This is a genomic window from Streptomyces sp. NPDC041784, assembly GCF_055591025.1.
Map to the genome: position 1 here is coordinate 1 of NZ_JBVJAB010000035.1, position 13,905 is coordinate 13,905.

The 13,905-nt window shown below is 70.2% G+C and carries 10 protein-coding genes; 2 read left to right on the forward strand and 8 right to left on the reverse strand.

The window, feature by feature from the left end:
• The 3 genes from ACZ6D7_RS40665 to ACZ6D7_RS40675 form a co-directional block, all read right to left on the reverse strand.
• Nucleotides 1-1,051 (reverse strand): alpha-amylase family glycosyl hydrolase (locus ACZ6D7_RS40665; RefSeq protein ID WP_469502071.1); only part of this gene is annotated, 1,051 nt, incomplete at its 3' end.
• Complete coding sequence (locus ACZ6D7_RS40670) at nucleotides 1,048-3,168, reverse strand: alpha-1,4-glucan--maltose-1-phosphate maltosyltransferase (protein WP_469502073.1); 2,121 nt, start codon at nucleotides 3,166-3,168, stop codon at nucleotides 1,048-1,050. The genes ACZ6D7_RS40665 and ACZ6D7_RS40670, both read right to left, overlap by 4 nt.
• A gap of 187 nt (nucleotides 3,169-3,355) precedes the next feature.
• A complete protein-coding gene (locus ACZ6D7_RS40675; RefSeq protein WP_469502078.1) occupies nucleotides 3,356-4,558 on the reverse strand; it encodes a S8 family peptidase in 1,203 nt (400 codons plus the stop codon).
• Between the two features lie 223 nt (nucleotides 4,559-4,781).
• Between ACZ6D7_RS40675 and ACZ6D7_RS40680 the strand changes: the two genes are divergently transcribed.
• Nucleotides 4,782-7,406, forward strand: coding sequence for a glycosyltransferase family 1 protein (locus tag ACZ6D7_RS40680; RefSeq protein WP_469502080.1), 2,625 nt, complete (start codon nucleotides 4,782-4,784; stop codon nucleotides 7,404-7,406).
• Nucleotides 7,407-7,488: 82 nt separating this feature from the next.
• Here the strand turns inward: ACZ6D7_RS40680 and ACZ6D7_RS40685 are convergent, their stop codons facing one another.
• Entirely contained in the window at nucleotides 7,489-7,680 is a 192-nt protein-coding gene (locus ACZ6D7_RS40685) for a DUF397 domain-containing protein (protein WP_469502082.1), read from the reverse strand.
• An 11-nt stretch (nucleotides 7,681-7,691) separates the two neighbouring features.
• Nucleotides 7,692-8,543, reverse strand: a complete 852-nt coding sequence (locus ACZ6D7_RS40690; RefSeq protein ID WP_469502086.1) for a helix-turn-helix domain-containing protein — start codon at nucleotides 8,541-8,543, stop codon at nucleotides 7,692-7,694.
• A 228-nt stretch (nucleotides 8,544-8,771) separates the two neighbouring features.
• On the opposite strand from ACZ6D7_RS40690, the gene ACZ6D7_RS40695 reads away from it, so the two are divergent.
• Nucleotides 8,772-9,224 (forward strand): ATP-binding protein, encoded by a 453-nt coding sequence (locus ACZ6D7_RS40695; RefSeq protein WP_469502088.1) that lies wholly within the window; start codon nucleotides 8,772-8,774, stop codon nucleotides 9,222-9,224.
• A gap of 10 nt (nucleotides 9,225-9,234) precedes the next feature.
• Here the strand turns inward: ACZ6D7_RS40695 and ACZ6D7_RS40700 are convergent, their stop codons facing one another.
• The 3 genes from ACZ6D7_RS40700 to ACZ6D7_RS40710 form a co-directional block, all read right to left on the reverse strand.
• Entirely contained in the window at nucleotides 9,235-9,741 is a 507-nt protein-coding gene (locus ACZ6D7_RS40700; RefSeq protein WP_469502091.1) for a DUF1990 domain-containing protein, read from the reverse strand.
• 71 nt (nucleotides 9,742-9,812) lie between these two features.
• Nucleotides 9,813-11,477, reverse strand: a complete 1,665-nt coding sequence (locus tag ACZ6D7_RS40705) for a M4 family metallopeptidase (RefSeq protein ID WP_469502094.1) — start codon at nucleotides 11,475-11,477, stop codon at nucleotides 9,813-9,815.
• Nucleotides 11,478-11,761: 284 nt separating this feature from the next.
• Complete coding sequence (locus ACZ6D7_RS40710; RefSeq protein WP_469502097.1) at nucleotides 11,762-13,810, reverse strand: M4 family metallopeptidase; 2,049 nt, start codon at nucleotides 13,808-13,810, stop codon at nucleotides 11,762-11,764.
• Nucleotides 13,811-13,905 lie beyond the last annotated feature (95 nt).

Consider the following 13,905-nt stretch of genomic DNA (forward strand, 5'->3'; position numbering starts at 1 on the left):
TCGCGTATTCCGCGTACATGTAGTCGCGTTCTTCGTCCGTGACCATTTCGAGGGTGAGTTCGTCGTGGTTGCGGAGGAAGATGCCCCATTGGCACTTGGCGGGGATGGCGGGGGTCTTGGCGAGGATTTCCGACACCGGGTAGCGGGACTCGCGGCGGACGGCCATGAAGATGCGGGGCATGACGGGGAAGTGGAAGGCCATGTGGCATTCGTCGCCGCCGGAGGCGTAGTCGCCGAAGTAGTCGACCACGTCCTCGGGCCACTGGTTGGCCTCCGCCAGGATCACCGTGTCCGGGTAGTGCGAGTCGATCTCCTTGCGGACCCGTTTGAGGAACTCATGGGTTGCCGGAAGGTTTTCGCAGTTGGTGCCCTCCTGCGCGTACAGGTACGGCACCGCGTCCAGCCGGAACCCGTCGATGCCCAGGTCCAGCCAGAACCGCAGCGCGGAGATCATCTCCTCCTGCACGGCCGGGTTCTCGTAGTTGAGGTCGGGCTGGTGGGCGAAGAACCGGTGGAAGAAGTACTGCTTGCGGACCGGGTCGAAGGTCCAGTTGGAGACCTCGGTGTCGACGAAGATGATCCGGGCGTCGCCGTACTGTTTGTCGTCGTCGGCCCACATGTAGTAGTCGCCGTAGGGCCCGTCGGGGTCCTTGCGTGACTCCTGGAACCACGGGTGCTGGTCGCTGGTGTGGTTCATCACGAAGTCGATGATCACGCGCATGCCGCGCTGGTGGGCGGCGTCGACGAATTCCACGAAGTCGGCCAGGTCACCGAATTCGGGGAGCACGGAGGTGTAGTCGGAGACGTCGTATCCGCCGTCGCGGAGCGGTGATTTGAAGAACGGGGGAAGCCAGAGGCAGTCGACGCCCAGCCACTGGAGATAGTCGAGTTTGGCGGTGATGCCCTTGAGGTCGCCTACGCCGTCGCCGTTGCTGTCCTGGAAGGAACGGACGAGGACTTCGTAGAACACGGCGCGCTTGAACCACTCGGGGTCGCGGTCCCCTGCGGGGGTGTCCTCGAAGGTGTCCGGAACGGGTTCGTTGACGATCATCGTGTGGGTGACCCTCCGATCTGCGGGTTGGACGGTCGCAGGACGGTGAGGACGTGCGCGGGCCGGGTGCCCGGTTCGAGGCGCACGTAGTTGGCCCTGCCCCAGTGATAGGTCTCGCCGGTGAGCTGGTCGCGCACCGGTACCGACTCGTGCCAGTCCAGGCCGAGTTGCGGCATGTCCAACGAGACCGTCGCTTCCTGGGTGTGGTGGGGGTCGAGGTTGACGACCACCAGAACCGTGTTCGACCCGCTCCGCTTCGAGTAGACGATCACCGCTTCCTGGTCGGCGTGATGGAAGTGCAGATTGCGCAGCCGGTGCAGCGCGGGGTTGCCCCGCCGGACGGCGTTGAGCCGTGTGATCAGCGGGGCGAGGGTGCGGCCCTCGCGTTCGGCCGCGGCCCAGTCGCGGGCTTTGAGCTGGTACTTCTCCGAGTCGAGGTACTCCTCGCCGCCGGGCCGCAGCGGGGTGTTCTCGTACAGTTCGTAGCCGCTGTAGAGGCCCCAGGTGGGGGAGAGGGTGGCGGCGAGGACGGCGCGGATCGCGAAGGCGGGCGGGCCGCCGTCCTGGAGGTACTCGTGCAGGATGTCGGGGGTGTTGGCGAAGAGGTTGGGCCGCATGTAGGAGGCCGTCTCACCGGAAAGTTCGGTGAGGTACTCCGTCAGTTCCTGTTTGGTGTTCCGCCAGGTGAAGTAGGTGTAGGACTGCTGGAAGCCGATCTGGGCGAGGGTGCGCATCATCGCGGGGCGGGTGAAGGCCTCGGCGAGGAAGATGACGTCCGGGTCGGTGCGGCCGATGTCCGCGATGACCCGCTCCCAGAAGACGACCGGCTTGGTGTGCGGGTTGTCGACGCGGAAGATCCGCACGCCGTACGACATCCAGTGCCGCAGGACGCGCAGGGTCTCGGCGACGAGGCCGTCCAGGTCGGCGTCGAAGGCGACGGGGTAGATGTCCTGGTACTTCTTCGGCGGGTTCTCGGCGTAGGCGATGGTGCCGTCGGGCCGGTGGTGGAACCACTCGGGGTGTTTGTCGACCCAGGGGTGGTCGGGGGAGCACTGGAGGGCGAAGTCCAGGGCGATCTCCAGGCCGTGCCGTGCGGCCTCCGTCACGAACCAGGCGAAGTCCTCGATCGTCCCCAGGGCTGGGTGGACGGCGTCGTGGCCGCCCTCGGGGGAGCCGATCGCCCACGGCACGCCCACGTCGTCGGGGGTGGCGTGGAGCGTGTTGTTGCGGCCCTTGCGGAAGGTCGTGCCGATGGGGTGGACCGGCGGGAGGTAGACGACGTCGAAGCCCATCGCGGCGATGGCGGGCAGCCGGCGGGCGGCGGTCCGGAACGTGCCGTGCGGCTGCTGCGCGGTCCCTTCGGAGCGCGGGAAGAACTCGTACCAGGCGCCGTACAGGGCGCGTTCGCGTTCGACGAGCAGGGGCAGCGGGTCGGAGGCGGTGACCAGGTCCCGCAGCGGATGGCGGGCCAGGACCGCGTCCACCTCCGGCGTCAACGCCGCCGCGAGCCGGGCGGCGGGCGGACGGGTCTCGTCGCGCAGGGCGTCGGCCGCGGCGAGGAGGACGGCCCGGTCCCCCTCGCGCTCGGGGGTGCCGGCCGCCGCCCGCTCGTGGAGGCGGGCGCCCTCCTCCAGGACCAGCTCCGTGTCCATCCCGGCCGGGATCTTGATCTTGGCGTGATGCCGCCAGGTGCCGACCGGATCGCTCCAGGCCTCGACCGTGTACGTCCAGTGCCCCGGCGCGTCCGGGGTGACGTCGGCGCCCCAGCGGTCGGTGCCGGGGGCGAGTTCGCGCATCGGGGTCCAGGGGCCGGGGCGGCCGTGCGGATCCTTGAGGACGACGTTGGCGGCGACGGCGTCGTGTCCTTCGCGGAACACGGTCGCCGAGACCTCGAACGTCTCACCGGTGACCGCCTTGGCGGGCCGGCGTCCCTGCTGGACGACGGGACGGACGTCGAGGACCGGAATGCGTCCGACGGCGGTGGCGGCCGCGCCGGTGGAGGATCGCTCCGCGGCGGGCGGGCCGGTGTCGGTGGGACGCACGGGGCGCGTGTCGGTCGTTTCGGTTGCTTTGGTGCGGGATGTCGGGGGTGCTGACGAGTGGTGCGTGGCGGGCATGACCGCTCCTGTCCGCTTCAACGGGGGTGGGCGGAGGGATGTGGGGTCGAGTACCGAGGGAGCCTTCCCACCCTGAACGGGTGAGCATTCCGGCACTTTGTTAACTACTCGCGCGTATGTCTACGCACAAGACCGGCCCCGTTCAGGACAAACGGGGCCGGTCACGGGGGGCCGCCGCCAGGACTCCCTAGAACGGCGGCACTTGCAGGATTTTGTTCGGTGAACCATCGCCCCGACCAAAAACCTTGCCGTTCGCCGCCCCCGCGACGAGTGCCCGGGAGACCTGGGCCGGCGTGGCCTTCGGGTGGTCGGCCAGATAGAGCGCGGCCGCGCCCGCCGCGTGCGGCGCCGCCATCGACGTACCCGAGTAGGTGGCGCGTGCGGTGTCGCTCCGGTGCGAGGCGGAGGTGATCGACACGCCCGGCGCGAACAGGTCGAGGGCGGAGCCGTAGTTGGAGGAGGCCGCCCGGGTGTCCGTGCGGTCGGTGGCGCCGACGGTGACGGCCTCCTTGACGTCGGCGGGGGACTGGAGGGCCGCCGGCCGGCCCTCGTTGCCGGCCGCCACCGTGTAGGTGACACCGGATCGGATGGAGGTGCGGACGGCCGCGTCGAGCTGTGCGTTGTAGCCGCCGCCCAGGCTGAGGTTGGCGACCGCGGGCTTGCGGGCGTTCCGGGTGACCCAGTCGATGCCCGCGATGGCCTGCGCGGTGGTGCCCGCGCCGGCGTCGTCGAGCACGCGGACGGAGACCACCTTCGCCCTCTTGGCCACGCCGAACGAGGTGCCCGCGACGGTGGCGGCGACATGGGTGCCGTGGCCGTTGCCGTCGGCGGCGGTGCGATCGCCGCCGACGAAGTCCCAGCCGTGGCTCGCCCGGCCGCCGAACTCCTTGTGCGTCACCCGGATGCCGGTGTCGATGACGTACACCGTCACCCCGGCGCCCGCCGACTTCGGCCAGGAGTAGCCGCCGTCCAGCGGCCGGCCGGGCTGGTCCACCCGGTCCAGGCCCCAGGACGGCGGGTTGCGCACCGCGCCGTCCACGGTGACCCGGGTGTCCTGGACGACCGAGGCGACGAGCGGGTCGGCCGCCAGCCGCCGGGCCTGTCTCTCGTCGGCCTCGACCGCGAAGCCGTTGAGGACCGTGTCGTAGGTGTGGCTGATTCTCGCTCCGTACGCCCCGACCAGGCCCCGTCCGGCCGCGGAGGACGCCTGTGTGCCCCCCTTCAGCGTCACCAGATAGCTTCCGCCGACGGAGCCGGGCCGACCGGCGCCGAGTATCTTCCCCTCCGGTACGGCGTGCGCGGGCAGGGTGACGGCCGACAGGACCACGGTCGTGACGACCGCGGTCAGGCCCCCCGCCCCGCGCAGACGCCGGGTACGCGTCCGTGCCATGGTTCGAGTTCCCCTCCTCGACTCAAGAGGCAGCCTCTCGTGCGGGGTGAAGTGCCACAAGGTGGCCTGTGTGAGTGGAATCAGCCATATCGCTGGAATGCGTGATTCTGACCCATCGGGGAAAGCCTCCCCCAGGTGTCGGGGCAACACCGGTACGGTTCTGAGTCACCGGACGTACAGAGCCGTGCGTCCATCCAGCGAACGCGCAACGCCGAGGTGGAATGTGAAGGCGATCCGTCGATTCACCGTCCGACCCCTTCTCCCCGAACCCCTCCGGCCGCTCAGTGACCTGGCCCGCAATCTGCGCTGGTCCTGGCACGCGGACACCCGTGAACTCTTCCAGGCCGTCGACCCCGAACGCTGGGCCGTCTCGGACGGCGACCCGGTGCGGCTGCTCGGCGGGGTGCTCCCCGAGCGGCTCGCCGAGCTGGCCGAGGACCGCCGCTTCCTGCGCCGGCTGACCGCGGCCACCGACGACCTGCACGACTACATGACCGGCGAACGCTGGTACCAGACGCAGGCCCGCACCACCGAACTCCCGGCCGCCGTCGCCTACTTCTCCCCGGAGTTCGGCATCACGGCCGCCCTGCCCCAGTACTCCGGCGGCCTGGGCATCCTCGCCGGCGACCATCTGAAGGCCGCCAGCGACCTGGGCGTCCCGCTGATCGGCGTGGGGCTGCTCTACCGGCACGGCTACTTCCGCCAGACCCTCTCCCGCGACGGCTGGCAGCAGGAGCACTACCCCGTCCTCGACCCCAACGAGCTGCCGCTCACCCCGCTGCGGGAGGACGACGGCACCCCCGCCCGGGTCTCCCTCGCGCTGCCCGCCGGCAAGCAGCTGCACGCCCGGATCTGGCTGGCCCAGGTCGGCCGGGTCCCCCTCCTCATGCTCGACTCCGACGTCGAGGAGAACGACCTCGGCGAACGCGGGGTGACCGACCGGCTCTACGGCGGCGGCAGCGAGCACCGGCTGCTCCAGGAGATGCTGCTCGGCATAGGAGGTGTCCGGGCGGTACGGACGTACTGCCGGCTCACCGGGCACGCCCTGCCGGAGGTGTTCCACACCAACGAGGGCCACGCCGGATTCCTGGGCCTGGAGCGGATCGCGGAACTCTGCGACGACGGGCTGGACTTCGACTCGGCGCTGGAGGCGGTCCGAGCGGGCACGGTGTTCACCACCCACACGCCCGTCCCGGCGGGCATCGACCGCTTCGACCGCGAGCTGGTCGCCCGGCACTTCGGCCCCGACGCCGAACTCCCGCGCATCGACGTCGACCGCGTCCTGCGGCTGGGCATGGAGACCTACCCGGGAGGCGAGCCGAACCTCTTCAACATGGCGGTGATGGGCCTGCGCCTGGCCCAGCGCGCCAACGGCGTGTCGCTGCTGCACGGCCAGGTCAGCCGGGGGATGTTCGCCGGCCTGTGGCCGGGGTTCGACGCGGAGGAGGTGCCGATCACCTCCGTCACCAACGGGGTCCACGCGCCGACCTGGGTCGCCCCCGAGGTACTGCGGCTCGGCGCCCGCCAGGTCGGCGCCCAGCGCGCCGAGGACGCGCTGACCGTCGGCGACAACGAACGCTGGGACGCGGTCGCGGGCATCGCCGACCAGGACGTCTGGGAGCTGCGGCGGCTGCTGCGCGAACAGCTGGTGGTCGAGGTGCGCCGGCGGCTGACGGCGTCCTGGCGGCAGCGGGGCGCGGGGACGGCGGAGCTGGGCTGGATCGACGGCGTGCTGGACCCCGACGTCCTCACCATCGGGTTCGCGCGCCGGGTCCCCTCGTACAAGCGGCTGACGCTGATGCTCCGGGACCGTGACCGGCTGATGGAGCTGCTGCTGCACCCGGAGCGGCCGATCCAGATCGTGGTGGCGGGCAAGGCGCATCCGGCGGACGACGGCGGCAAGCGGCTGGTGCAGGAGCTGGTCCGGTTCGCCGACGACCCGCGCGTGCGCCACCGGATCGTCTTCCTGCCCGACTACGGCATGGGGATGGCGCAGAAGCTGTACCCCGGCTGCGACATCTGGCTGAACAACCCGCTGCGTCCCCTGGAGGCGTGCGGCACGTCCGGCATGAAGGCGGCGCTCAACGGCTGCCTCAACCTCTCCGTCCTGGACGGCTGGTGGGACGAGTGGTTCCAGCCCGACTTCGGCTGGGCGATCCCCACGGCGGACGGCTTCGGCACGGACCCCGACCACCGGGACGACATCGAGGCGGCGGCCCTCTACGACCTCCTGGAGCAACGCATCACCCCCCGCTTCTACGAGCGGGGCCGGGCGGGGCTGCCCGACCGCTGGATCGAGATGGTCCGCCAGACGCTGTCGCTGCTCGGCCCCAAGGTGCTGGCCGGCCGGATGGTCCGCGAGTACGTGGAACGCCTCTACACCCCGGCCGCGCAGGCCCACCGGGCGATGGACCCGGACACCGCGCGCGACCTGGCCGCCTGGAAGGGGAGGGTGCGGTCCGCCTGGCACGCGGTGACGGTCGACCACGTGGAGACCTCGGTCGTCACGACCACCGCCGAACTGGGCACGACACTCGCGCTGCGGGTCCGCGTCGGCCTCGGTGACCTCGCCCCCGAGGACGTCGAGGTGCAGGCCGTCTCCGGCCGCGTCGACGAGGAGGACCGCATCACGGACGCGACGACGGTCCCCCTGAAACCGGCGGGCGGCCCGGATCTGGAGGGGCGGTGGATGTATGAGGGCCCGCTGTCACTGGACCGCACAGGCCCCTTCGGCTACACGGTCCGCATCCTCCCCGCCCACGCCCTGCTGGCGTCGACGGCGGAGGTGGGGGTGGTGGCGGTGCCTTCGGAGGAACTGGCGGAGGTGGCGGGGGTGTTGATGCGGTAGCGCTCCGCTGATCCTGGATCAGGAAACAGCCCCACGCCCCTGGCGGGTGTGGGGCTGTGTGCGTGGTCTGCTTCCGCCGCTGTCAGTGAGCGGTCATCGGGTGATCCTTCAGGCCGCGTATCAGCGCCCGCAAGCGGGCCGGTGTCGTGGTGAGGATGACGTCCGGCTCGTCGCTTTCGCGGAGGTGGAGGGTGCCCGTGGGCCCGGCGGCGATGGTCACACAGTTGGCAGCCTCGGCGCTGTAGGTGGACTTCTGCCAGGTGAGGTTGGGCATGGCGGGGCTCCTCAGAGGTCGCTGGAGATGCGGTGGATGAGGTCTCGGGACTTGGGTTCCGGGAGGGCGCAGGATTCCATGCGGTCCAGTACGGAGCGATAGCGGTCCAACTGGGCCTCCGCGTCGAGGAATTCGCAACCGTGGTCGGTGTCCAGGACGACGGTGTCGAGCTGGGAGACAGGTCCGGTCGCGAAGGTGATCGGTTGGCCCGAGGCCGGGAAGCCGGTCTGGCCGAAGGGGATCACCAGGACGGTGATCGTGGGATGTTCGCCCATTTCCAAGAGGTGGTCGAGCTGGGTGCGGGCGATGTCCGGGCCGCCGAAGCCCATGCGCAGGGCTGCCTCGTGAACGATGGCCGTGTACGACGTCGGGGTGCCCTCGAACAGTACGGCCTGGCGCTTCACCCGGTACGAGACGCGGTGCTCGATTTCGTACGGACGCAAGGGCGGGACCGCCTCTCGCATCGTGGCGCGGGCGTGTTCGGACGTTTGTAGAAGTCCTGGCATGTGGACCGTCACGGACACTCGCAACGCCGTCGCGTGGTGTTCCAGTTCCGCGAGATCGAGCAGACCGGACGGGAGGTTGTCCCGGTACTCCTCCCACCAGCCCCGTTTGCGACCACCCGTCATCGCGGCCAGGGCATCGACGTAGGCATCGTCGGCGCAGCTGTAGTTGCGCGCGAGTGTGCGGACGCGATCGGCGCTTACGGCGTACCGCCCCGCTTCGATGTTGCTGATCCGGGCCTGCGGTCCGCCGAGGAGTGCGGCAGCCGCGGTCGAGGTGAGCCCGGCGCGTTCACGGAGCTTGCGCAGCTCGGTTCCGAGGCGCTGCTGGCGCAGGGTCGCGCTGAGGGCGGGTGGCATGGCGGTCGCTTCTCTCTCGGCATGGGCCTTCGTATCACCCACACGGATGGTGATTGGTAGATCTTCGCTGATCCAATGGAATACCTTCCACTGGTGACGCTACGTTGTGCAACGCAAGCCGCTCAACAGCCCGCGCCCATAAGCCGGAAGCGCACCGACCAGGCACTGCCACCGTCCGGCGCGGTCGTGAGCGAGTTGTCCCAGTCTCCCTTCCTCCCGGAGGTCTTCGTGGTCACCGTAGCCCCGCCCGACACCTGGACGTACGCCCTCCGTCTGCCGCATGACCCCAGGGCCGCACGTGTCGCACGTATGACCGTGCGGGCGGCGCTCGGTGGGCACGGTATGGGGGAAGTGCTCGATGTTGTCGAGTTGTTGACGTCCGAGCTGGTCACCAACGCCTACCGGCACACCAAGGGCCCCGCCTCGCTGCGACTCACCGCTCTGGGTGACGGGCGGCTTCGGGTGGGGGTCTGGGACAGCCACCCCTACGTCCCCGCACCCTTTGCCGAGCCTCCCGGAGGCCGGCCGGGCGTCGCCCCGCTCGACGGTGAGAACGGGCGCGGGCTGCACCTCGTGCGGGAGTACGCGGACCGGTGGGGCGGCCTGCCGCTCGGGCGCGGTGCCGGGAAGCTCCTGTGGTTCGAGACCGGTGGTCGGCCGAGGGTTCTCGGGACCGGGTGAGCGCGGTCGCCTACACCTTGTCGCTCTCGCTCAGCTGGCGCAGCACCACCCCGCACCGCCGCGCATACGCCTGCTGCAACCCCCGTGTCGCCGGGCCGCCCGCCCGCGCGTACCACTTCGCGCCGCGGCTGAACGCCGACACCGTGAGCCAGACCGTGCCGTCGCCCGTGCGGTCGACGACGAAGGACTCCTCGCCGCATTCGGGGTGGCCGGGGAGGGTGCCGTAGGCCCAGCCGGCGCGGCGGGGCTCCTCGGCCGTCCAGACCACGCGGCAGGGGGCCTTGATGAGGCCGGCCAGGGTGACCGTGACGTCGACGTCGGGGGCCGCCCGCTCGGCGGTCGCGGCTATGCCCACGCCCAGGGCGCGGTGCATCTCCCAGGTCATCACCGCCTCCGCGGCGCGGCGGAAGACGTCGTGGCCCTCGCCGATGCGGGTGCGCTCGTGCAGGGGGTGGAAGCCGGGCGGGCAGAAGCCGGGCTCGCGGGTGGCGCCGACATCGTCGTAGGTGAAGGACATGGGAGCCAAGAGTAGGGCGGCACCCGGGGATGCCTTCGTCCCGGGTGCCGCCCTGTTCTCCCGCGGAGCGACTAGCTGACGTTGACCGCCGTCCAGGCCGCCGCGACCGCCTTGTACTCGGTGCTGGTGGAGCCGTACAGGGCCGCCGCCGCGCTCAGGGTGCCGGTGCGGGCGCCCGCGTACGTGGTGGTGGACGTGAAGTACTCGGTCAGCGCCTTGTACCAGATCTGGACCGCCTTGGCGCGGCCGATGCCGGTGAGGGTGGAGCTGTTGTAGGTGGGGGAGTTGTAGGTCACCCCGTTGATCGTCTTCGAGCCGCTGCCTTCGGAGAGGAGGAAGAAGAAGTGGTTCGCGGGACCGGACGAGTAGTGCACGTCCAGGTTCTTCAGCGACGACGACCAGTAGTTGGCCGACGCGCCGTCCTTGCTCGGCTGGTCCATGTAGCGCAGCGGGGTGCCGTCGCCGTTGATGTCGATCTTCTCGCCGATGAGGTAGTCACCGACGTCGGAGGAGTTCGCCGCGTAGAACTCGACCGCCGTGCCGAAGATGTCGGAGGTGGCCTCGTTCAGGCCGCCGGACTCACCGCTGTAGTTGAGGCCCGCCGTGTTCGAGGTGACGCCGTGGGTCATCTCGTGGCCGGCCACGTCCAGCGAGGTCAGCGGGTGGGTGTTGCTCGTGCCGTCGCCGTAGGTCATGCAGAAGCAGCTGTCGTCCCAGAAGGCGTTGACGTACGCGTTGCCGTAGTGGACGCGGGAGTAGGCGGCGACGCCGTTGTTCTTGATGCCGTTGCGGCCGAAGGTGTTCTTGTAGAAGTCCCAGGTGGTCTGCGCGCCGTAGGCGGCGTCGACGGCCGGGGTCTGCGAGGTGGAGGAGCTGGTGGTGGAGCCGGTGCCCCACGTGTCGTCCGCGTCGGTGAACAGCGTGCCCGCCGAGGAGCTGGTGGCGCGCGCCTTGTTGTACGTCTTGTGGCCGCCGCGCGTGGTGTCGTACAGCTGGTACGTCGAGCCGGAGAGGTAGGTGCCGAGCGTCACCGTGCCGGAGTACTGGCTCTTGCCGGTGCCGGTCTCGATGCCCTGGTACTCGTACAGCTTCTTGCCGGTGGCCGCGTCGGTGATGACGTGCAGCTCGTTCGGGGTGCCGTCCTCCTGGAGGCCGCCGACGACCGTCTCGTAGGCGAGGGTCGGCTTGCTGCCGTTGCCCGCCCAGATCACCTTGCGGGGCGCGGCGTCGGCCTCGGTCTTGGCGGAGCCGGCGTCCTTGGCGAGGGTGAGGGCCTGCTTCTCGGCCTTGGCGGCGGCGATGACCGGCTTGACGGAGGCGACCTTGATGGTGGCCTTCGTCGCCTTGGTGACGCCCTTGTTCGCGCCCGCGGCCGACTCGTGGACGACGAGGTCGCCGCCGAGGACCGGCAGGCCCGCGTAGGTCCGCTCGTAGCGCGTGTGGAGCGTGCCGTCCGCGTCCTTGACGACGTCCCGGACGACCAGCTTCTCCTTGGCGCCGAGGCCTATCTCCTGCGCGGTCGCGGTGGCGTCGGCCTGCTTGTCCTGGATCAGGGCGGTGCGGGCGGCCGGGGCCAGCGCGGTCGGGACGGCGAGCGGCTTGGCGGTGGTGGAGTCCGCCGGGGTCTGGGCGGCGGCGGTACCGGTGGTCAGACCGGTGGTGACCAGCGCACCGGCCGCGACGGCGGTGGCGATGGTCAGGGTGGTGCGCTTGTGACGCGCGTAGAGGGAGGTCACACAAGCTCCTTGGATGTGGGGGTGCCCGGCCGGCGTGGGGTGGCCGGCCGTGACGGCTGTGAAGTTGTGCGGCGGATGTGGGGAAGCCTCGCATCAAGGTCGCGTACATGTCAGGACCCCTATGTGATGTTGGCTGAAAATCGACCAGCGGGTGAACATTGCTGGAATGTAAACCCAGTTGACCTGGGTAAAGGGCCAACAGGACATAGGCAATCGGCTGGCAAAAAGAGGGCGCCGCCCCGGAGGAGTGACCTCCGGGGCGGCGCCCTGCGCAGTCGTCGGACCTACGGGAAGGTCAGCTTCCAGCTGTTGATGTAGCCGGTGTCCACGGCCGCGTTGTCCTGGACCCTCAGCTGCCAGACGCCGTTGGCGACCTCGGAGGAGGCGTTCACCGTGTACGTGGTGTTGAGGTTGTCCGTGCTCCCGCCGGTGCCGTACGCCTTCAGCGTGTACGCCGTGCCGTCGGGGGCGACCAGCTGCACCTGGAGGTCACCGATGTAGGTGTGGACGATGTCCACCGCCACCGCGAGGTTCGACGGTGCGTTGCCCGTCCGCCCGGAGACGGTGATCGGCGAGGTGACCGCCGCACCGTTGTCCGGAATCGACACGTCGGTGGTGCTCTCGAAGGAGGTGCCTCCGCCGCCCCCGCCGCCGGGGCGCGAGCCGACCGCGATGGCCGCCCAGGCGTGCTGCACCGCCGTGTACTCGGCGCTCGTCGTGCCGTACAGCTCACCCGCCGCCGCGAGGGTGCCGGTGCGGGCGCCCGCGTAGTTGGTGGTCGAGGTGAACTTCGTGGTCAGCGCGCGGAACCAGATCTTCTCCGCCTTGTCGCGGCCGATGCCGGTGACCGGAAGGCCGTCCGAGGTGGACGAGTTGTACGTGACACCGTTGATGGTCTTGGTGCCGCTGCCCTCGCTCAGCAGGTAGAAGAAGTGGTTCGCGGGGCCCGAGGAGTAGTGCACGTCGATCGAGCCGATGCCGGAGTACCAGCTGTCCTTGGACGAGCCGTCCTTGCTCGGCTTGTCCATGTAACGCAACGGGGTGCCGTCGCCGTTGATGTTGATCTCCTCGCCGATGAGGTAGTCACCGACGTCGGAGGGGTTGTTGGCGTAGAACTCGACGGTCGAGCCGAAGATGTCCGAGGTCGCCTCGTTGAGGCCGCCCGACTCGCCGGAGTAGTTGAGCCCGGCCGTGTTCGAGGTGAGACCGTGGGTCATCTCGTGCGCGGCCACGTCGATCGACGTCAGCGGGTTGGCGTTGCCCGAGCCGTCGCCGTACGTCATGCAGAAGCAGCTGTCGGACCAGAACGCGTTGACGTAGTTGTTGCCGTAGTGGACGCGCGAGTACGCGCCGACGCCGTCGCCGCGGATGCCGGAGCGGCCGTGCACGTTCTTGTAGTAGTCCCAGGTCAGCTGCGCGCCGTAGTGGGCGTCGGCGCCGGCCGACTCCAGGTTCGACGGGGTGCCGTTGCCCCAGATGTCGTCGGCGCCGGAGAAGAGGGTGCCGGTGCCGGAGGTGCCGCGGTTGAGGTTGTACGTCTTGTGACCGCCGCGCGCGCCGTCGGTCAGGTTGTACGTCGACCCGGACTGCGTGGTGGTGAGCGCGACCTGGCCGCTGTACACCGTGTTGCCGGTGCCGGTCTCGATCGCCTCCCACTCGAACAGCTTCGCGCCCGTGGTGGCGTCCGTGACGACGTGCAGTTCCTGCGGGGTGCCGTCGTGCTGGAACCCGCCGACGACCGTCTCGTACGCCACGGTCGGCGTGCCGCTCGCGGCCCAGATCACCTTGCGCGGCGCCCGGTTGACGTCGGGGCTCTTGGCGTCCTCCGCCTTCGCGGCGGACAGCGCCTGCGCCTCGGCCTTGGCGGCGGGCACGGCGGCCGCGGTGGTGGCCGGCGCGATCTTCGCGCGGGTGGCCTTCACGACGGCCTCGGTCGCGTCGGCCTTCGTGGACTCGACGACCAGGTCGCCGCCGAGGACCGGCAGCCCGTCGTAGGTGCGCTCGTAGCGGGTGTGCACGGTGCCGTCGCCGTCCTTGAGGACGTCCCGGACGACCAGCTTCTCCTTGGCGCCCAGGCCCAGTTCCTTGGCGGTCCGGGCCTTGCCGGCGTCGGCCGCGCGGATCAGCTCGGCACGCTGGGCGGGGGTGAGCTTGACCGACTCGGCGCCCGGGAGGACCTGACCCGCGGCCGACGGTGCCTTCTTTGGTGCCGCGGTGGCGGCGCCGGTCTGCACGGCGGCGGCGATGAGCGCGGAGACGCCGACCAGGGCGACGGCCGCGACCTTGCGGGAGGGGCTGTGGGAGGTGCGTCTGCGAGAGGAACTGCTTCTCAACACTGACTCCTTCTGCGCGGCCGCGGATCACGCGGCCAGGGGAGACCCGACGGCGGGTGGGCCGGCCGGGCACGACAAAGGCGGTACGCAGAACG

Excerpts from the sequence above, each read along its gene's own strand:
- ACZ6D7_RS40690 (WP_469502086.1), bottom strand. The coding sequence starts at position 8,543 with ATGCCACCCGCCCTCAGCGCGACCCTGCGCCAGCAGCGCCTCGGAACC.
- ACZ6D7_RS40700 (WP_469502091.1), bottom strand. The coding sequence starts at position 9,741 with ATGTCCTTCACCTACGACGATGTCGGCGCCACCCGCGAGCCCGGCTTC.
- ACZ6D7_RS40685 (WP_469502082.1), bottom strand. The coding sequence starts at position 7,680 with ATGCCCAACCTCACCTGGCAGAAGTCCACCTACAGCGCCGAGGCTGCC.
- ACZ6D7_RS40675 (WP_469502078.1), bottom strand. The coding sequence starts at position 4,558 with ATGGCACGGACGCGTACCCGGCGTCTGCGCGGGGCGGGGGGCCTGACC.
- ACZ6D7_RS40670 (WP_469502073.1), bottom strand. The coding sequence starts at position 3,168 with ATGCCCGCCACGCACCACTCGTCAGCACCCCCGACATCCCGCACCAAA.